This window comes from Dyadobacter sp. (assembly GCF_039919315.1).
GTDB lineage: Bacteria > Bacteroidota > Bacteroidia > Cytophagales > Spirosomataceae > Dyadobacter.
The window spans coordinates 143,519-164,126 of record NZ_JBDSFX010000090.1 but is presented as its reverse complement, the minus strand read 5'-3'; the positions used below and the strand labels follow the sequence as shown (position 1 = coordinate 164,126).

Here is a 20,608-nt window from a genome sequence, read left to right as displayed (position 1 = left end):
ACAAATATATCAGGTTTCCTGGAACGACAATTTCAGGATCCGTACTGGATTTTCGTCCGCATCAATATATCTTTGGTCATGCACGCTCAACTACCTTTTCTTCTCGCCATGATCGTTACCATCGTGTTGCTGAACATGCTTGCTAACAAACTAAAAATCGCATATCCGATCCTGCTGGTTGTTGGCGGACTCCTCACCGGATTCATCCCCGGCCTGCCGATGGTGCGGATTGACCCCGACCTGATTTTTTTTATTTTCCTGCCCCCGCTTCTTTTCGAAGCTTCGTGGAGTGTATCGTTCAAGGAAATGAAAAAATGGTGGCGCATCATTGGCAGTTTCGCTTTCCTCGTTGTATTCTTTACCGCATTGTCAGTAGCGGTCGTTTCGAGCCATTTTATTCCTGGATTTACCATTGCACTGGGATTTTTACTCGGTGGGATCGTGTCGCCGCCCGACGCCGTCAGTACGGGAGCTATTACTAAATTTGTCAAAATACCTAAGGCTACCTCAGCGATTCTGGAAGGCGAAAGCCTGCTTAATGATGCTTCCTCGCTGATCATATTCCGGTTCGCATTGGTAGCAGTGGGAACGGGGCAGTTTATCTGGCAGCAAGCAGCCCTGAGTTTTGTCTGGATGGTGATCGGCGGTGCCGGCATTGGCTTACTACTGGCCTGGATCTTCGTAAATGCACACAAACGGCTTCCCCTCGACGCGCAATCCAACATTGCATTGACACTTATTGAACCCTATTTCATGTATTGGCTGGCTGAGCAGTTTCACTGCTCAGGCGTGCTTGCCGTGGTCAGTGGCGGCTTGTTGATGTCGGCACAGCGACTGGTTTTCCTGAACAGTACCAGTCGTATTCAGAGTTTTAGCGTTTGGGAAAGCTTTGTATTTATTTTGAATGGTGTCGTTTTTCTGATCATCGGCTTAGAGCTTCCCGAAATTGTCGAGGGCCTGCGCGAAACCAACATTCCATTGCGCGAGGCCATTGGGTACGGCATCTTGGTAACGGTTACTTTGATAGTCGCCAGGATCATCAGCGCTTATGCGGCACTGCTTGCGACAATTATTTTTCGTCCCAGCGTGATCCCCCGTGCCCGGTCCAACAAAAGGCGCTGGCTGATGCCGATGTTACTCGGCTGGACTGGTATGCGTGGTGTAGTATCGCTGGCAGCGGCCCTTGCTATACCCATCACCATGGACAATGGCGCCATTTTCCCGCAAAGGAACCTGATTTTGTTTATCACTTTTATTGTAATTCTGCTCACATTACTCGTACAAGGGCTTACACTTCCCTATTTCGTAACGCGGACGCAATTATTTGAAGGCGTGGTGGCAGAAGAATCAGAAGCGTCCACCAGACAAAAAATGAAACGCGGTTTGAAACAACACGTCTATGAGTTCTTGAAAGACAAATATGAAAACCAGCTCAATGGTCACGCTGGTATGGAGAAATTCCTGAAACAATGGGAAGAACGGGCAAAAGCCACCGATGACAGCTGGATGAATGAAAAAACGAAGGTCATATTTGTAGAAGTCCTCGAAATTCAACGGCAATATCTTACCGAGCTCAACAAAGACCCGACGATTGATGAGGACATTATCCGTCAGCAGCTATACCAGATTGATCTGGAAGAGGAAAGGTTGAAGATCATTTAACAGGATACAGTGTTAATCAAACCGTTTTTAATGATAAGAAAGTCAGTACCAAATGTCTGATCCTCTAATAATCGGTCTTACTACCGGCGGATCTTTTCTGCTGGCATTCTTGCTTTTTACCAAACACATGAATGTCAAGGCAAATCGCTGGCTTGGTGTTTTTGTCTTCACGCTTGCTTCTGCCATGCTGGAAATTTTTCTGCATAATCTTAACCTTCAAAAAAGTCACCGGGGAACACTCAGTTTGATTGAAGCTAGCCGGTTCTTATCCGCGCCAACACTGTATTTAAGTGTTTCATTTTTTACCTCGGCCAACAAAAAAGCGGAGTCCAAGGTACTCTGGCACTTCGCTCTTTTCCTGGCAGTGACATCACTTTTGCTGCCTGGTATATTGATAGGAGAAAATTTCAGGTTCCCCAATCCATTGACTGCTAGCATTGTTCTTACTTTTTTCAAAGTAGCTCTGCCTGCACAGACGGTAATTTACTGGGGCCTGTCTTATCTGAAATTGAACCGCCACCAGCAAAATATCGAGCAGGTTACCAGCTCAACAGATGACATTGATCTTTCCTGGTTGAAATATTTTTTATGGATACTGGCAGCCGTGGTACTGATCTGGCTCAATCTCGCCATTTTCAACTTCACATCGCTATTTGACGTCACGCCATTCCTCTACCTTACAAGCATTTATTTCCTGGCATATTTCGCATTGAAACAAAAGGAAATTTATCCGTATACGAAACCTGACCTGCAGGAGCTCGACATGGTAATTTCTTCGAAACCGAACACTAAAACTGAAAGGCAAAAACGACTGACTGATAGTCAAGCTGCGGCTCTGAAAGAAAAAATGGAGCGGCTCATGGGGCAGGAAAAAATTTACCTCAACAACGAGCTCAGCTTACCTATCCTGGCGCAAAAGATGGAGATCTCCATTCATGAATTGTCCTACCTGATCAATGATGTGTATGGCGAGAATTTCTTTTCGTTCGTGAACAGTTACCGGATAGAAGAAGCGAAGCGGTTGCTGCTCTCCGAAGAATTCGAAAAGCTTAATATCCTGGGAATCGCTTTCGAGGCTGGGTTTAATTCGAAAACTACCTTCAACACTGCATTCAAAAAATCGACGGGCCAGTCACCGAGTGAGTTTGCCCAGATCGGAAGAAAATGAGTAAATAGTCAAAAATCCGTTCGTTTGGATACATCCGAACGCCTCTTACACCGTTTCTCGCCTATTTCGGCTTATTATTTTCAACTAATAACCGAAATTAAATGGCGCGTAAAATCACTTTTTTTGTCTCCACTTTGGCAATATTCCTGCTTCCCAACTTAGGAATACAACCCATGTTTGCACAAGAAGCCGCTCCCGGCACATTAACCGAACTGAAAACGAAGCTGGAAACTGAAATGCAGAAGCAACACATTGCCGGAATGATGCTGACGATCGCAGATAAAGATTCGGTCCTGTTTTCCGGTGGAATCGGCTATTCCGACATGGGTAGGAAAACGCGTGTCACCGAAAAGCAACTTTTCCGCGGCGCTTCTATTACCAAACTATTTGTTGCCTTAGGTATGATGAAATTGATGGAGGATGGTAAGCTGAGCTTGAACACAAAGCTGAAAGACATCGCTCCCGAAATTCCATTTGAGAATAAATGGGAGATTACCAATCCGGTTACCATTGCGCAGTTAATGGAGCATTCCTCCGGATTTAGCGACAAATCCCCTTTTGAAGAGTACAACTTTTCAGAAAATCAGTATGCTGGTATTGAGGCCGTTAAAGTGTTTCAACATTATATGGTAGCCAAATGGAAGCCCGGCGAAAGGCATTCCTATTCAAGCGTGAACTATGCGCTCCTGGACTACATCATTGAAAAAGTTTCAAAAGTACCGACGAGGGAATATCTGCAGAAAAATGTATTCAGTCCATTGAAAATGCCGTATGCAAATGTCGATCTGACCAACGATGGTTCCGGCAAATACAGCAAAGGTTATGTCTGGAAGGGAGATCATTTTCAGCTGGTACCACATCAGCCAGCGTTCAATGCGGGTTATAGCTCCTTAAATATCAGCGCATTAGATTTCGCTCATGCTTTGAGAGCGTATTTGAATGATTGGAAAACACCGTCGGGGCAATTTCTTTCCCGCAACATTTTAGAAAAAACTGAAACGCCACACACCTACCTCTCCGCCAGGGCAGGTTTGAAAAATACCTATGGCTACGGTAATGAATCGATTGACGTGTCCGGGCAAATGTTCCGGGGACATCGCGGTGCGATAGGCGGCTTTTTGTCAGCCTTTTTGTACAATCGTAAGCTGGGGTTGGGGTATGCCTTCGCGGTCAATACACACAATGAGTCGTTTTATCAATACGCCGATCATTTGATCAGTCAATTCGTTTTACGAAACGCTCAGAAGCCCGCGCCGACTCTCACCTATCCTTTGAATGCTGCTGCTACGAAGCCATATTCGGGCTATTACCGGCTGAGCAATCCGAGCCAGTTGTATACCGGTTTTTTCGAAAGCCTGACGAATACGATCCGGGTTGAGCCAGCTGGAAACGGTTTACATGTTCAGATTCTTGGCCGTGGCTCAATGAAATGGCAGGCGGCTGATAAAACAGGATTGCAATATAAAAACGAACATGCGGCCTATGCCCAAATTCTGTTTCTGAAAGACAGCGAAAACAATCCGGTGATTGTGGACGGGACCATGTATTTCGAGAAGACGACCGCATTCGCTGCCTGGGCGCCCATTCTTTTCTTTGCAATGAGCGCGCTCATGCTGGTCAGTACCCTGGTTTTTGGATTGATTACTATTTTGCTTTTCGCGTGGAAGAAAATTCCACATAACCAGTTACTGGCAAGACTCTTACCAACGGTAACAACCATTGGCCTAATGATAATTCTTTCGTCAGCTGCCCCACTTTTCGACCACATGAGAGCAGCATCACCAACCAATGGACTTCTCGTGACCTGGACTATCGGGAAATATTTCTTCGCATTCTTTACTATTCTAACGCTTGCTTTTTTGGCCCTCCGCTGGAAGTATTTGAATAGCAGAGCATTAAAAATATACCTGACTGTTGCGACATGCTCGTGCTGTTATCTATTGGTAGTGCTACTGACGAATGGCTGGTTTTAGTGGTCTTCACTTTCTGGGATTAGTGTAGTTTTCAGGGCGCTGTCGCCACCGTGAAAGAAGATTACCTGTTTTTCCATACCTGAGCAGAATGTAGTTTGCAATAAAGTTTGAGTACTGTAAAAACTTTCGCAAAATTATTTTTTCCAACCCAAACCAGGCGGTGTAAACAGGGCAAATTCAGGGGGTGAGTGGGACAAAGCTATACGCAAGCCTATTTATTTCGAATTTTTTCTTCCATAGTGCTAATAATGTGTCTGGCGCCAGTACTAAGCTACCTTAATACTGACACTTTTTCGAAACCGACTAGCTAGCATTTTACCTTACTTCGCTCAGTCCAGATAGTCAGGCGGATAGAGTTTTTGTCCGTATTTTTCGGCGATCGCGTTCATTTTTTTCATGTCCGGTGCGGGCTCGGTTGCCTGCGCTATTTCTATAAAAAAAGCTTCCAGTCCTGCGGGTACTACGGTGCATAAAAGACGTGCAACCTGATCCGTTTTGTTTTTAAAGCAATGCACAACCCCTCCCTTTGGTATGGCGGCATAGCTTCCGGCAGTGGCTGTGTAAGACCCATTTTCTGTCCTAATCTCGACTTCACCTTCCAGCACATAAAACGTTTCATGAAAACCTGCATGCGCATGCGGCCCCGGGCCACCACCCGGCGGCACAGTCATTTCGATCGTCGCGTAATCTCCGTTGGTCTCACTTCCAGTCACCATAATGCGATAGCTACCGCCCGCTATCGACAATACTTCGCCTTTTCCAGCTTCAATTACTTTTGCTTTCGTTTTTTGCTGTTCCATCTTTGCTTTTGAATAAATATTTAAAATACTATTTCCTGAATTTTTATTCTGAATTTGCGCATTCAAAAATGCACTAAGTTTGAACGCAGACAAATCTCGAACGATACGAAATTTCAATCAAGAACCGTGATTTCACAAAAAATACTCTCCTAATTTCACCCAGCAAAACTTCCACTCAATGCTTCCAGGTAAGTTTCATGATTGGATTTTTTAAAAACAATGTCCCGGCATTGGTTGAAGCGGACGAATGCTTTTAAGGATTGGATCAATTTTTCAATCGTGATTGCATCGAGATCAACCGGTTCGAAATGGATGTTATGGACGATCAGCACTTTTTGTTTTCGGTCGGCTTTTGCGTCCATCCTTGCAATAAAGGTGTCACCTGCGAGTATAGGTAGCGAAAAATAACCGTACTGGCGTTTTGGGGCGGGCACAAAGCATTCGATCTGGTAATCGAAATGGAAGAAATCCTTTAAGCGATGCCGAAAAACGTTGAGGATGTCGAAGGGGGAAAGTATGAAAACGTCATTGGATATTTCAGCATGCATTTCCTGATCAGGCAACATATAGAGCGGACCTTTCAGGCCCTCCACGGTGACCGTTTTCACTTCACCGGCCCGGGCCATTTTTTCCAGTTCCTTTTTCACGAGATTACCTTTCACATAACGGGCGCGCCAGGCCATTTCTTTGGCATAAGCGATACCGAGCGCCCCTAGGGTACGGCGGATCACGAAACGGGCGTACTCCTCATCGGTAGGCATCGTCAGGTCCGTTTCCTGCGGCACGAGGTCGACCGGCAAGACATATACTTTTTGAAAATTCCTCGTACGGCTGATCATCAGCTTCCCATCGAGGTAAAGTCTTTCGAGTGCTACTTTGGCAGGTCGCCAATCCCACCAGCCGGAGCTGGCTTCCAGGCGGTCGTTCTCAAAATCGCTGACCGTGAGCTTTTCTTCCCGCTCTGCCCGGTCCAGCACTTCCTTCATTAAATTAATTTCCGGTTGTGTCAGCGGTGCACGTTGCGAGTTGAAAGCCCGTTTTACCGGTAGCGAAAAGCGGAAGTCGTGCATCGGAAGATAGCCCGCATCGGAAGTGAAATACTCGAAGACGCTGCCATCGCTGCAAAGTTCGCCCAACCATTCAGTTTCATAGTCGGGTATGCGCGCAGCCATCACGTGATGATGGGCCCGTTCCACGACGTAATTCGTATCGAGCTGTACAAAGCCCAGGTGGTCGATCACCCGATAAACAGCCTCTATTCCAGTCCCGAATTGTGCTTTGCGGGCGAGTCCTGCGGCATGAAGGATTATTTTCCGCGCTTGCGGTATGGTCAGCGTGATTGATTCCATTATTTAAACATGTTCCGCCAGCTGATCAATGAGCTCGTCGGTCTGGTCGAGATACTCCGCCTCGTCGAGCAGCCCCTTCTGGTAAGAGCGGTAGAGCACGTCGAGATCCGCCTTGATCTCCCGTCGGCTCTTCGGCCGGGGTGGCTTCACTTTGGGAGGAAATTGTTCTTCTATCCACTCAGCGATTTTGCTGACGATGAAAACGAATGTGCCGACGACAATAAAAAGAAGAAGTTCGATTAGTAGCACGGTGACAGCTTGTTAACTCACTTTTTCAACCCAAAGCGGGTACCAGTTATAAACTTAACAAAAAATTCCTTTGAATCCTTTGGCAGGATTTTAGCGTATATGCTACTAATCAGGTTCACCTTCGAGTCGGCCATGATCTTAGTCCATTACCAACCACCTCTTATATAATTCGTTATGCCTAAATTCTTACTTAAGATGTCTGCTTTATCAAACGGGGAGACCATCCACAATTCGTATACTTTTGAATCAAATCTGCTACATACAGAGCACGAATTAATCCAATCTTATCAAGAATATTATGCAGGCCATACGGATGTCAGGATTTTGTCCTTCACGGAATTGATTGGTGACGAATTGGTTCAGGAGCATAAAACAGCATAGCCACTACGGCTGCGAAGGGTCGCGTTTTTGCCAGTGATAGGCTGCAACCGAATTCTTCCAGAAGTACTTTTCTGCAACTGACTGGCCTTTTTTCACGAAATATTCACGAACCAGGTTCAGTCCATCTTCAAAAGGAAGCCATTGATCGCTGTTAGGCCAGTCACTGCCATACAGCATCCTGTCTTCACCAAAGATCCCATAAAGCTCATCCAGACGTGCCCTGTAGAAATCCAGCGCCGTTGGGACCTGTCCGTTCACGCGGCGCAGGACCTCCGAGATCTTTACATACACTTTTGGTCTTTGGCCAATTTTTTTCAGATTTGCCTCATAACTCTTTCGAACCGTTTGATCTTCCGGAATCGCCATCTGGGGCAAATGATCTATCACCACTTTTAAATCCGGTACCTGATCTGTGAGCTTCACGATCGCAGCCAGGAGCGCAGGATTCGGGTTTGCCGTGTCCAGTACCAGCCCGGCGCGGGCAAGGGATTTAATGTCAGAGATAAACCTGGGATTCTCCAACTGACTGGAAATATCATGGCCCCAAAGGTTTCCGTACCGGATACCGCGAAAGAGCGGACTTGCCTGAAAACGGCTAAGTTGTTTACCAAAATCAGCCTTACCTGGTTCCAGATTACCTATCACGCCAACAATCATGCTGTCCTTTGCAGCAGTGTCGAGCACCCATTGATTGTCTTCTAGCCACGGACTGGCCTCCACCACAATGGCGCCTACTACTCCAAGCCGTGCCGCAATGCTGCGATATCGCTCCGTAAGGGCGGGTTTGTAAAGGATTTTGTCAGTTTTATCAGGCCATGGTATACCCTGGGAGCGGTTCGTATCGAACAAATGTATGTGGGTATCGATAATAGGAATGTGCGGATTCTGTTCCGCTCTGGCCACCGGAAGCCCGGTCGCAAGGGAAACACCGGCGGATACGGCAAGAAATTTTCTCCGGTTCATGGCGAAAGCAGTTTAGGATAAATACCATTGGCCGCAAGTTTCTACTCAAACCGATGCGGCTGATCAGGGCTCGAATATGATCCTGGCCATGAAGCTCATTCCATTGGAGTGGAAATTGGTCGGGATACCGGTCAGTAGCCCCAGTGCCAGTTTTGAATTGAGGATCAGCTTCATTTGCGGCCTTACTACTATTTGGTGCGTCGTGGAGGAGATCTCGTCATTCACCTCCACCCCGACAAAATTGCCCGACGGAAGCACATAATGCATGCTCGCATTTACCTGGTAAAACAGTTTCCGGCTATTTTCGTCGGGTGTAAATTCCCATTCCGGACCCGTGTAAAGCATCGTATTGACCCGACTCCCCCATTTTTTGGCAACAATAAGAAACGGACTAACAGAATTCCCTTTCAGCATCCCCCGCCCATGATCGATCGAGTAAAATGAATGTGCTCGAAACTCGTGCATATACCCTCCGGCCATCGACATCTGGTGTTTTGCTGAAACCAGAAACGTATATTGAGCCGCCAGTTTCACCCCTTCTATGCGGTTTCTCGGAATTGCAACTCCCTCATGGCTACTGGCCGACCGATAGAACGCAAATGGCACTTCCACTTCCAGGCCCAGCCGGTTGAGCGGCGAAAATTCATATTCTACAAAAGAGTGATTGATCGTGTAATCTTTGTGCCCCTCAATTCCATAACCGACATTCCACTCTTTTTCTCCTTTCCTGGCGCCCAGGTCGCGGATCAAATCCATGTAGAGTGGCTCCGCGTGGCGTATTTTGAGCGGTTTTTCCTTGCTAATAGAGTCGGACGCGATCGGGGTAACTTGGGCTGTCGCCGAAAAGCCTGCGATCGTAAAAAGAACTGTACTGATGAAGTTTGTTTTCATAACTTTAACATTTTTTGATACAATGTTAAAAGTGAAAACCGGAAGGAATTGGGAACAATGGGCGCTACCTCCCTATTCACTCCTTAAAACCTCCACGGGATTGCTCCTCGCTGCCTTCATCGTCTGCGAGCCGATCATGATGAATGCGATCACCAATACCGCCAGCAGCCCGGAAAACAACTCGGCGATTTGCACGGGTGTATGATAGGGAAACCTGGTGAGCAAGACGTTTTCGAAGAAAAGATAAGTGACGGGCAATGCAATGAGTGCCGATATGGAGAGCAGCAATAGAAAACCGCGACTCAGCAGGTATACCAGATTGCCAGAGGTGGCACCCATTACCTTCCGGATACCGATCTCTTTCAGTCTTGTCTCGGTTGTGAACACTACCATTCCAAACAGTCCCATGGATGCGATAGAAATGGCAAGGAATGAGAGGAAGCCAATGATCTTGATCATGGAGGAAAATTCGCTGTAGGCGCTTTCTATGGCTTCGTCAAAAAATTCAGCGTCAAATGGATGAACACGATCGATCTGCTTCCATGCTGACTCGATCTTGGCCATGGTCGCGGGCATGTCCTTACTTTGTATTTTGGCATTCAGGGTAGCCCCGTTTTCAGGCGTCCAGAACATGAATGCGGTCGGCTCAATGAGGTTATCCACTTTCCCGTAATGAAAGTCTTTCATCACGCCAACAATGGTCATCCTGCGCCCATTGATACTGAAATTACTGAAGGTGATCTCCTCCCCGATGGCCTTTTCCGGATCATTGCCAGCAATGTTGAATCGTTTTAAGAATTGCTCATTGACGATCACTTCGCTGACGGCTTTGCTTGTCGTCGGTCGTGCAATAAAATTTCCGCCCGCCAGGAGCTTGTGTTTATGCAGGGTTAAGTAGTTTTCGTCGACATTATTGGTCATCACCAGCGCAGAATCGCGCGAATCTTTGTATTTCATAAAACCACCCCAAGCGTTCCCAACGCTGGTAACAATCAGCGATCGCGACAATGCGGTTACTTCGGGCATCTCGCTGAGCTCTTTGAGCAGTGCATCAGGTTTATTGCCCTGCATATTAATGTTCAGGATATTTTCAGTGCTGAACCCCAGGTCGAATGCCAGTATATTCTGATACTGCACATAACCGACGGCGGTGGTAGTGATAAAGATCAGCGAGGCCGTGTACTGAACTACCACCAAAGCACGCCGGAATGTTCCCTGCTTGATTCCCTTCACCGGTGAAACATTCCCGAGCGCACTGATCGCGCTCACTTTAGAAAAGAATATGGCAGGCATAAACCCGGCGATAAGGCCCACCGTGACCGAAAAGACAACAAAAGCTGCTATCATCGGCGGAGTAAGAGTAAGCTTTACCGTGCGCTGCAACTCCGGCGCCATGCTGATCAGCTGCGGCCGCAATGCGAAGAATATGACGTATGAAAGAACAAGCGCCGCCAGGGAGATCATGATCGCCTCAACGAGAAACTGTTGACGTACCTGGCTTTTTTGGGCACCGATCGCCTTGCGAAGACCTACTTCTTTAAAACGGCGCAGGGCACGTGCGACCGAAAGATTGGTATAATTGAAACACGCCGACAATATCACAACTAATGCAAGGCCACCGAGGATCCAAAGCATGACCGGAGACATATGTGGGCCTGTGGAGCCACTCATGGAGCCCGAACGGAGATTTTCACCAACTACGATCTGATGTAAAGGAAGAAGTTCGAGCTGGATCTTTGTGTTTTCGTCTGCCAGATTCTCCTCCTTCGCAATGACGTCGAGCTGCGACTGGATGGAAGTCATATCAGCATTTTCCGACGGCATCACGTACACCGAGTTCGCAAACATGTTTGTCCAATCTTCAAAATGCTGATCGTTTTTGTTAGTTTGCTGCGCTGTGGATAACGATACCAGCGCTTCGAAGCTGATGTGGGAAAAGAAAGGAACGTCTTTCATGATCCCGGTCACCTGGTAATCCAGTGTGTCGAATTGGATCGATTTGCCCATTGCAGATTGGTTACCGAACAGCCTTTTTGCCGCAGTTTCGGTGAGAATGATCGAATATGGATCTTTCAGCGCCGTTTCGGGATTGCCCTCTACCATTGGAAATGTGAATATCCTGAATACCGACGGCTCGGCCCAATAGCCCTTGACGGGCAGAATGTTCTCGCCAACCCGGGCATCACCCGAAAAATCGTTGCGCAAAATGGCAACTTCTTCCATACCGGTCACTTTTTCCCGGATGAGCTTTCCGGTCTTGATGGACGTCGAAGAAAACTTGCCACCTTGTTCACCTTTGAAACTCGCTACATTGGTAATGCGATAGATCCGCTCCCCATTTTTGTGAAACTTGTCGTACGAACGCAGGTCGAGCACGAACGCGATCAGCAATAGCCCGACAGACATACTGATGGCAAGGCCAACAATGTTGATGGACGAAAACAGTTTGTTGCGCATTAAGCTGCGTCCCGACGTTTTGATGTAGCTTCCGATCATTGGTCCCGTTGGTAAAAGGTTGACGGATCGGCAAGCGCAACAATTGTACCGGAACCATTAAACTAGCCTTATTCGCTCAAAAAGGCCTTTCGCTCCCGTGAATTGTACAATTTCGGACACCATTGTCCGCTACCGGGCGTGTTTATAGTGTCCCTGCTTTCATTTTATCCAATGCGCTCTCTATCTCGGTAGAGCGCTGTTTCGCAACCTTGCCCGCTTCAACGGCCTTCACCTGCCATTCAATCGCCTCTTCCTTCCGCCCCAGCTTGTATAAAAGGTGCGCATAAGTGTCCAGAAAGGCTGGATTCCCAAGTTTCATAGGATTGTCTTTTCCTTTATTCAACTCATCAAACCATTCCAGGGAGCGCCTCGACCACATCAGTGCCTTTTCGAGCTCGCCTTTTTTGTCCGACATCTCATAAAAGTGCCACGCATGTTCGTTCAGCTCTATGTTAAAATAATGCGAAGGAGGCAGATAGTTGATGCCTTGCGCTGCCATTTTTTTACCCAGGGAGTCACCGCTGCTTTTGAATCTTTTATAATGATCTTCATCCATCCGTTTCAATGAATCTACGGACATGAGAAGGTGGGTATAATGTAGAAACTGGGTAGCAATTTGAACGTATTGCATCGTGTCTTTCACAGCATAATAGTAATGCAACATATGCCGTTGCTGTGCAATGTGGCCCATTAAGAAATTGGGTCTGTAAGTGTTTTGCGCGAAAGAGCCCGTCAGGAATGCAAGATTCTGGTCTTTTGTCCGAACGGCTTTGCGAAATGAGTTGGCGATGATCGCATTATTAATCGCCACGGCCTCAGGATAGGGAATCGTTTTGTACAAACTGTCGATAAGTTTGGGAGGTGCCGCGGCCTGGATCACCTTGTAAATTTTGCTGTCAAGTGTAGGGCCGGATTCGTATATGAACTTGATAGTCTGGTATTTCTGCAAAGAATCAATGCTGAGCGAACCCGCATATTCGTCCAGCAGCTTGTCAACGGGATGGCCCATTTCCCGGCGCCTTTCAATGTAAGCCTTCATAAATCCGGCAGATCTTTGGCCTTCCTGATATTCTTTGTCAAAAGTTTCAAGCGGCTTTTTGCTCAGTCTTTCAAGTGCAATGTCAGCGTTCTGTAAATAAATTTCTCCGTTGCTGGTAGAGCCATTGAACCGATTCAAAATATTACCGTCCGCATTCACGTAAAGTGAAACGAGCGGGTGCGATAGTCCGAACTTTGTAGCCAGGGTTGCACCGTTTTTTGATTCAATACGAACTCTCGTTGACACAAAACTCTTATCAAATCTTTCCTTCAAAAGCGGGGCACTAAAACCTTTCGTCGCTACCTCATTGCATTGTTCACAGCCCTCTCCCTCAATGTGTATAAAAACGAGTTTTTTCTCTTTTTTGGCTTTTTTGGAAAGCTGCTCCCAAGTCATAGCAGAGTCAACAAACGTGATTTGGGCGAAGCTTGGAGCGGATAGCAAAACGGACAATGCTAGTACAAGTAGTTTCATGGTTGAGATAGCTGATGGAGTGGCTCAAAGCTAGAAAAAATTTTGTAACCGTTTGTTTCCAATTCAAAGAAAAACCGACCGAATTCAATTTTCCCTATTTTCGCCAAAGATCATCTGCGGTAATTGCAGTGTAACTAAATGATCTGCTATATGAAAAAGTTATTACGCTGCATTTTGATGCTGATACCATTACTGGCTAAGTCGCAGGACAACTTACCGGTGATGGTCGCTAAGAAGATCGTGGATGGGAAAGTTTGTGACTCTTGTCTGGTCACAAGAGCCGGCAATCTGAATTTAATGGGCGATGCAAAGCAGGTTTCTTTCCTTACGCCCAATAACGAAAATCAATTTCTGTACATTGATTCTTCCCTAACCAAAAACTCTACTACGGTGCCGGTTTCCAGCTATTTCCTGGCCGTACCCGATTTCTCACTTGATTTTTACTCTTTCGCGCAGCAGCAGCTGATACAGGCCCCCGCAAAAACAGAAATTCCGCCTGATCTCGTGAATATGCAGTTTCGCACAGCCATTAATGGGCATTTTCACAACGATTGGACGGATATCATCAGCTTACCTGCTGACCCGAATTTTTACCTGGGCAATGCGCAGCTGGGGGACCTTCCTGAGCATGGCGACCAACCGGAAACTACGCCTTTGCAAAATTTTCACGCTGGCAAATTCACGCTTGCATTGGGTGAATCGTTACGTGTTTTTGTGCGAAACAAGCTTCCTGGCGGTCAATCGTATGAATTTTCGATTCGTCGGGTCAAAAGCGTCCCGGACCAATTCGAGTTCTTTGAATTTTCATCGGCAAGTAGTTTTGAAGATATTTTAAACAATGAGGTCAACAAAAGGCGCGATAATCGGGTGCATTTCAGTGATTCGCTCGAAATGGAAGCTGGAAATTCAGCATTGATCCGGTTCAATGCTGACTTTCAGTATCAGTTCTTTGGTCGTACACAACGAAATAGTGGCATTGAGTATGCCATAGGCGACCGTTCCAATGCGTGGAGGGATCTTGGCGGACAGAATATGAAATTCGTCAACGAGTATTCCTATATCTATCTGCACAATCCGAAGGCAGGGGAAATTCTTAACGTTTTTCTCCGTTACAAGCACCAGCCTGAAAGCGTACATACCGTCACCATACGCGTAAAAGATGCACCTGGTATGGCTAAATGGATTTATTGGGCGTTTTCAATCGTGGCATTGGGCATGCTTTTCGGACTAGGTTATCTGGTACAAAAGCGCCGTTACCGACTGCAACTCAATAACCTGAATCGCAAAAAACTGGAAGTGGAGAACCAACTACAATTACTGAGTGGACAGTTGAACCCTCATTTTCTCTTCAATTCGCTGAATGCCGTCCAGGGATTGATCCGGCAAAATGATCCTGAAACTGCAAGTGCCTACATTCATGAGGTCGCTACCTTTCTCCGTACGATTATGGACAGCAGTAAAAAAGAATTTGTATCCCTTAAGGAAGAGTTACTGATTGAAGAACGCTACCTGGCGCTTGAAATAAAAAGGCGGGCCTTTTCTTATTCCATTCAAAATGAATGTTACCAGGATCCTTCCGGTATCGACTTCCCTCCATTGCTACTGCAACCGATAATCGAAAACAGCATCCGGCATGGCTTTGCAGATCTCACTCCAAATCCCCAACTGATTATCAAAATCAAGTGCGACAAAAACGATCTCGTCCTTAGCATTTCCGACAATGGAATTGGCTTTGACCCGAAAGTAAATGACGGCGGTCATGGGCTTTCCATCACCAGAAGGCGCATTGCATTGTTGAACGAACAGCTTGCCGACATGCCCATCACCCTTAGTATAACTTCCAGTCCCGGAAACGGGTCGCAGACCGAAATCAGGCTTTCAAAATGGCTGAATTAAACAAGATCGCTGCCCTAATCGTCGACGACGAGCTCAACGCCATCTATAATCTGCGCTCGGCACTTCATGTGCATTGTCCTGCGGTAGAGGTGATTACACACGCGCAGACAGTCCAGCAGGCAATGCACGCGCTGGGATCGGCAGATATCGAGATTTTATTTCTGGATATCCGGTTGCAGCATGAAACAGGATTTGACCTCCTCAGGCAGCTACACAATTATCGGGGAAGCATCATATTCGTCACCGCGCATGACGAGTACGGAATCCAGGCTATCAAATTCTCAGCTACCGACTACTTGCTGAAACCGCTGGACGGGCAACAGCTTTTGCGGGCCGTTGAAAAGGCTGCGGTGAAGAAAAAAGAGCGTGACCGGGAAATCCAGATTGATATGCTCATTCAGTCTTTCGAAAACACACAAAGCCATCGACAGAAGAAAATCGCGCTGCCCGAAGCCGCCGAAATTCGCTATGTGCTGATAGACGACATCATATTTTGTCGTTCCAGCAATAGCTACACCACTTTTTATGTCAAAAATATTGGGAAAATAACGGTCAGCAAACCCATTAATGAATACGAACCGCTGCTTGCGCCTTATGGTTTCATACGGACGCACCAGTCGTTTCTGGTGAACAAAAACCTGATCGTTTCGTATAAAAAAGAAGACGGTGGTTACCTTTTAATGGACGGCGGCGAACAGGCGCTGCTAAGCAGACAGAGAAAGCACCTGCTGCGAGAATTGTTTATTTGATAACTCACCATTACATGAAGTTTGTCTCCTTCCATTCCTCAAAAAACCAAAGATTGTTACTGCGTTCGCGCATATTTCTTCTTATACTCCATCGGTGAAAGCCCGGTGATACGCTTAAATATGTTGCGGAAGGCTTTCAGATCATGGTAGCCGGTATCTTCCATTATAAAAGGCAGGTCTTTATGATTCATTTCAATCGCCTTCTTGGCAGATTCTATCCTTACGCGCTGCAAATATTCAAAAGGCGTGTTGTTGGTGGCAGCTTTAAAACGACGGATAAAATTGCGCTGCCCCATATTAACAAGGCCGGATACTTCATCCATGGTTATCTCAGTTTGATAGTTTTGCTCAATATACTCCTGGGCCTTTAATATCTCCTTATCATCATGCCGGTGCTGGCCCATAAAAACGGCAAAGTGGGCTTGGCTGGTACGGTCCATCTCAATCGCATACATTTTACTGATCCATAGTGCGGTCTGACGGCCGCAAAACTTTTCAATCAAGTACAATACCAGTTTTAATGACGAGAATGCCCCGCCGCTAGTATAAATCCCATCCTGATCCGTGATTACCAGATCCGACTTCATTCTAAGGCCCGGATAACGCTTTTGTATGTCATCAGCGGCGGCCCAATGCGAGGTGACCTCTTTACCATCCAGCAAGCCAGCTTCGGCTAAAAAATAACTGCCTACGCAAAGGCTGGCAATTTCGCTGCCAGACGCATGCACTTCCTTCAACCAGGCGATAGTCACACTATTTTGCGCAATGACATGCTCCATATTGCTAACGCTAAACGATGGAACGATGATCAGATCAGGGTGGCCTGCATATCTAAAAGTCTTTATATCTATCTCCTGGCTCGGAAAAGTAAGATGTAAGTTATCTGTCGATTCGCTAACCATTTCAATGCAAAAGGCCTTTGGCTCTCCAATACGTTCCATGTAGCTATTGGCACCGGTTAGCAAATCAACGACTCCTGTAACGGATGATGGTACTACCTCATTAAAAATTAACAGAGATACGGTTTTCATACATAGGCAAGTTATTATTGTGCGGCAACTTATTGATTTTATCTGTCATAATCACACCCGCAACTTGTCAATTATGCGGGTTTATGGGGCTGGGAATCGTCCTTAAATTTGTCATCAACAACAAACGAATTATGAACCCCATTTAAAGATGGGACTAAAATCTAACATTATGACAAAGCAAATCTGGGCTACTTTAGCCATTAACGACGTTAACCAAACCATTGATTTTTACACCAAACTGGGTTTTAAAGTTGATGAAAACCATTTCAACGGCGATCATATCGCGAGTATCACCGTAGGCGAAAGCAATTTTGTAATCTGTTTTTTCCCAAAAGCACCTCTTAAAGTCGCTTTAAACGGCGAGGTGACCGATACTGCGCTAGGTAATGAAGTCATATTCAGCCTTTCAGCAGAAACTAAGGAGGAGGTTGACGAATGGGCCGAAAAAGTGAGGAATATTGGTGGTACTGTATTTTCCGAACCACAGGCTTTCCATGGCATGTACGGCTGCGGTTTCGCCGATGTAGACGGGCATAAGTTTAATGTGCTGTTTATGGGGTAACTAAGTCCTGGCACAATGACTGAAAATGCAAACGGCGATACAGTACCGCAACTCTCTTATTATGATGCAACACATGAAAATTGCTCATAATAAGGGAGTTGCAATTGCCATAAAAAATGGAAATCAGCAAGCTGAACAAGCTACTTCTTCAAGATTCCTTTTTCGACACAGTCATTGATCAGCTGCTCCGCGTATTCCCAGATCGCGCTGGAACCGTGTTGGATAACCTGTTTTTTGGCATACACTTGATCATGGGCTACCCCAAATTCCTGCCAGGTGCCGCCGTTATTCGACGCATTCTGAAGCAGCGGTTCGAGCCGGTCCATTGCTCTGGCAAACTTAGCTTCGTTTGTTTCCTGTTCTTCAAACTCTTCCCAAACAGCAATGAAATCATCGGCTTGCTCCTCAGGCAATAAACCAAAAATCCGTTTGGCAGCCTCTCGCTCTTCAACGGTATTGTCGTGGCTCTTTTGAGTATCATAAATGAAAGTATCGCCAGCGTCAATTTCCACAATATCATGAATCAGGAGCATTTTGATCACTTTCAGCAGATCCATCTGAAAATTAGCATGCTCTGCCAAAACAATGGACATTAATGCCAGATGCCAGCTGTGTTCGGCGTCATTCTCGTTTCTTTCACTGCCAAATAGCTTGGTTTTGCGAAGAATATATTTGAGTTTATCGACTTCCTTTATAAACTCAATTTGCTTCAATAGGTTGCTAACTTCCATGATTTTTTTAGTGGATTACGAGGCGCAATTTGGCACAATTTTGATAGACTGCTGCTAACAGAAGATTCTTTTGAGACCGGTTTGTTATACATCATCGACAGCGATATTATCTTCGATCAATAACCTTTTCTTCCTGTATTCGATCGGCGCACATTCCATAATGTTTCTGAACAGTCGGGAAAAATAATACTGATCGCCAATCCCGATTTTCTGTGCGATTTCACCAATACGAAGCTCCGTAAATTGCAGATACTGACAGGCTTTCTGTATTTTCAAATGATTGAAATATTCGATCGGGGCATAGCCCGTTTTCTTCTTAAAAAGTGCTGAATAGTAGGAAGGTGAGATGTTAACGTAGGCAGCAAAATGATCCAGTTTTAAAGAAACATCGAGATTCTTTTGCATATAATCAATGGTCTTGCTGATTGCATCCTTGTCAGCGGTTTTTCTTGTTAAAGTAAACTTATCACTTTGAATAAATGATACCAAAAACCGCCAAAGGGTCATGTTCACATAAATAAGATTGTCCAGCCCGTAGCCTTTTTCCAGCGTATAGTACATGTCGTCAAACAGGCGGACCCGCTCTTCGTCATAAGGCACCGCGTTAATGTGGCTCTTGCCGGAATCCATCATCAGGTTAGCGATCGCGGTGGCCTGCTCCCCTTTTATGTGCATCCAGAAAATACTCCACGGGTGCGCTTCATCGGCTCCATACCTGTGCGGTGTGCCCGTCGGAATGATCAGAAACTCCCCCGTCCCGATGGGCACAATGCCTTTATCCGGCATTTGAGCCCAACCTTTTCCGTCTACACAATAGATAAGGATGTTTTCAGGAACCCCATCGAGGCGCTGCCTGTAATGGAACCGGGCTTTGGGATAAAACCCCATATCCGTGACAAACATTGTATTGATCGGTGCCGTCTCGGAGCAAATATCAACCACACTTTTGGGTAGTACAATGGCTTGCTGACCAGCAAAACCGTCCCTTTTCCTGGAAACAACCGAGTCACTCATAACGTTTTCTGTTAAGCAAACTTTGCCTCTAAATTAATAATATTGTCTATCATTAGTGAATTTTAGTGCAAATTTTCACCGGCCAAATTGTAATATATTTGTAATCCACAAACGCTTCACCTTTCATGTCAAAATCTGCATTTGGAACGCTGCCCGACGGAAAAGAAGTATTGCTTTATTCGTTAAGTAACGGCGGTGGCTGTGAGGTAGAAATACTGAATTACGGCGGAATAATAAAATCTTTGCGTGTCCCAGACCAGTATGGAAAAATGACCGATGTAGTACTTGGTTTTCAATCGCTTGCAGATTACATAGCCGATCAGACCTGCATGGGCGCTTTGGTCGGGCGGTATGCGAACCGCATTGCAAACGCGTCATTTGAACTAGAAGGTGAACGTTTTCAGCTGTCAGTTAACAATGGTGGAAATTGCCTGCATGGCGGGTTTAATGGATTTAATAAAAAACGGTGGGAAGTAATCGGCCATACAAGCAATTCATTGCGAATGCAGTATGTCAGCCCGGACGGAGAAGAAGGATTTCCGGGGAATCTGACGGTTACAGTAGCTTATGTTTTAACCAAAAAAAATGAATTAAAAATTGAGTATCACGCCACGACCGATACACCAACAATCATTAATTTAACACAGCACAGCTATTTCAATCTTTCTGCTGCAACTGATGAAACCATTGCTGACCATTTGCTTCAAATACACAGCGATATTTATCTTCCTAATAATGCTCAGTCTATTCCAAATGGCGATTTTGAACCGGTAGGACAAACACCTTTTTCCTTTACAAACCCGCAAAAAATAGGCGAGGCAATTCCCGCTGATCACATTCAAATGAAGATAGATTTGGGTCTCAATCACAGTTACGTTTTAAAAACCGAAAACTCAAAAGTGCTCAAACACGCGGCCCGCCTATTTGCTCCCGAAAGTGGGATCACCATGGATACTTTCACAACCGAGCCAGGCATTCATATTTATTGTGCCAATTATTTTGATGGGCAAACAGTCGGAAAATCAGGAAGGCCTTATCCCAGATATGCCGGTATGTGCCTTGAAACGCAGCATTTTGCCGATTCACCCAATCAGCCCAATTTCCCATCCACATTACTTTTGCCTGGCCAGGAATTTACATCGACAACTGTTTACGCTTTCAGTTAAAATCCTGCGTGGAA

General features: G+C 45.9%; 17 protein-coding genes. 7 read left to right on the top strand and 10 right to left on the bottom strand.

All coding sequences use genetic code 11. From position 1 onward, the window contains the following. Positions 1-78: 78 nt before the first annotated feature. The 3 genes from ABIO93_RS26305 to ABIO93_RS26295 all read left to right on the top strand — a co-directional run bounded on the left by ABIO93_RS26305 (position 79) and on the right by ABIO93_RS26295 (position 4,803). The gene (locus tag ABIO93_RS26305) at positions 79-1,662 is read left to right on the top strand and encodes a Na+/H+ antiporter (protein ID WP_348072985.1); all 1,584 of its coding nucleotides are present in this window, start codon (positions 79-81) and stop codon (positions 1,660-1,662) included. Between the two features lie 52 nt (positions 1,663-1,714). Next, the gene (locus ABIO93_RS26300; protein ID WP_348072984.1) at positions 1,715-2,830 is read left to right on the top strand and encodes a helix-turn-helix domain-containing protein; all 1,116 of its coding nucleotides are present in this window, start codon (positions 1,715-1,717) and stop codon (positions 2,828-2,830) included. A gap of 101 nt (positions 2,831-2,931) precedes the next feature. Continuing rightward, entirely contained in the window at positions 2,932-4,803 is a 1,872-nt protein-coding gene (locus tag ABIO93_RS26295; protein WP_348072983.1) for a serine hydrolase domain-containing protein, read from the top strand. Between the two features lie 329 nt (positions 4,804-5,132). Here the strand turns inward: ABIO93_RS26295 and ABIO93_RS26290 are convergent, their stop codons facing one another. From ABIO93_RS26290 to ABIO93_RS26260, 7 genes are all read right to left on the bottom strand, one after another. Then, positions 5,133-5,603 (bottom strand): cupin domain-containing protein, encoded by a 471-nt coding sequence (locus tag ABIO93_RS26290; protein WP_348072982.1) that lies wholly within the window; start codon positions 5,601-5,603, stop codon positions 5,133-5,135. A 155-nt stretch (positions 5,604-5,758) separates the two neighbouring features. Further along, positions 5,759-6,952 (bottom strand): crosslink repair DNA glycosylase YcaQ family protein, encoded by a 1,194-nt coding sequence (locus ABIO93_RS26285; protein WP_348072981.1) that lies wholly within the window; start codon positions 6,950-6,952, stop codon positions 5,759-5,761. Positions 6,953-6,955: 3 nt separating this feature from the next. Continuing rightward, positions 6,956-7,201 carry a hypothetical protein gene (locus tag ABIO93_RS26280; protein ID WP_348072980.1) on the bottom strand — a complete coding sequence of 82 codons (246 nt, stop codon included), beginning with the start codon at positions 7,199-7,201 and terminating at the stop codon, positions 6,956-6,958. Positions 7,202-7,585: 384 nt separating this feature from the next. Beyond that, complete coding sequence (locus tag ABIO93_RS26275; protein WP_348072979.1) at positions 7,586-8,545, bottom strand: amidohydrolase family protein; 960 nt, start codon at positions 8,543-8,545, stop codon at positions 7,586-7,588. Positions 8,546-8,608: 63 nt separating this feature from the next. After that, entirely contained in the window at positions 8,609-9,436 is an 828-nt protein-coding gene (locus ABIO93_RS26270) for an HAEPLYID family protein (protein ID WP_348072978.1), read from the bottom strand. A 72-nt stretch (positions 9,437-9,508) separates the two neighbouring features. Continuing rightward, positions 9,509-11,932, bottom strand: a complete 2,424-nt coding sequence (locus ABIO93_RS26265; RefSeq protein ID WP_348072977.1) for an ABC transporter permease — start codon at positions 11,930-11,932, stop codon at positions 9,509-9,511. A gap of 142 nt (positions 11,933-12,074) precedes the next feature. After that, positions 12,075-13,445, bottom strand: a complete 1,371-nt coding sequence (locus tag ABIO93_RS26260) for a hypothetical protein (protein WP_348072976.1) — start codon at positions 13,443-13,445, stop codon at positions 12,075-12,077. A 150-nt stretch (positions 13,446-13,595) separates the two neighbouring features. On the opposite strand from ABIO93_RS26260, the gene ABIO93_RS26255 reads away from it, so the two are divergent. Further along, positions 13,596-15,341, top strand: a complete 1,746-nt coding sequence (locus ABIO93_RS26255) for a histidine kinase (RefSeq protein WP_348072975.1) — start codon at positions 13,596-13,598, stop codon at positions 15,339-15,341. Continuing rightward, positions 15,329-16,090 (top strand): LytTR family DNA-binding domain-containing protein, encoded by a 762-nt coding sequence (locus ABIO93_RS26250; RefSeq protein ID WP_348072974.1) that lies wholly within the window; start codon positions 15,329-15,331, stop codon positions 16,088-16,090. Before ABIO93_RS26255 ends, ABIO93_RS26250 begins: the two co-directional genes overlap by 13 nt. Before the next feature lie 56 nt (positions 16,091-16,146). Here the strand turns inward: ABIO93_RS26250 and ABIO93_RS26245 are convergent, their stop codons facing one another. Further along, the gene (locus ABIO93_RS26245) at positions 16,147-17,121 is read right to left on the bottom strand and encodes a helix-turn-helix domain-containing protein (protein ID WP_348072973.1); all 975 of its coding nucleotides are present in this window, start codon (positions 17,119-17,121) and stop codon (positions 16,147-16,149) included. A gap of 169 nt (positions 17,122-17,290) precedes the next feature. Here ABIO93_RS26245 and ABIO93_RS26240 point away from each other — a divergent pair, with 169 nt between their 5' ends. Then, positions 17,291-17,683 (top strand): VOC family protein, encoded by a 393-nt coding sequence (locus ABIO93_RS26240; protein WP_348072972.1) that lies wholly within the window; start codon positions 17,291-17,293, stop codon positions 17,681-17,683. 140 nt (positions 17,684-17,823) lie between these two features. Here ABIO93_RS26240 and ABIO93_RS26235 read toward each other — a convergent pair whose 3' ends face one another. Together ABIO93_RS26235 and ABIO93_RS26230 are read right to left on the bottom strand one after the other, a co-directional pair. Then, entirely contained in the window at positions 17,824-18,414 is a 591-nt protein-coding gene (locus tag ABIO93_RS26235; protein ID WP_348072971.1) for an HD domain-containing protein, read from the bottom strand. Positions 18,415-18,498: 84 nt separating this feature from the next. Continuing rightward, positions 18,499-19,428, bottom strand: coding sequence for an AraC family transcriptional regulator (locus ABIO93_RS26230; protein ID WP_348072970.1), 930 nt, complete (start codon positions 19,426-19,428; stop codon positions 18,499-18,501). Positions 19,429-19,553: 125 nt separating this feature from the next. Between ABIO93_RS26230 and ABIO93_RS26225 the strand changes: the two genes are divergently transcribed. Further along, on the top strand, positions 19,554-20,594 hold the full coding sequence (locus tag ABIO93_RS26225) for an aldose epimerase family protein (protein WP_348072969.1): 1,041 nt from the start codon (positions 19,554-19,556) through the stop codon (positions 20,592-20,594). Positions 20,595-20,608 lie beyond the last annotated feature (14 nt).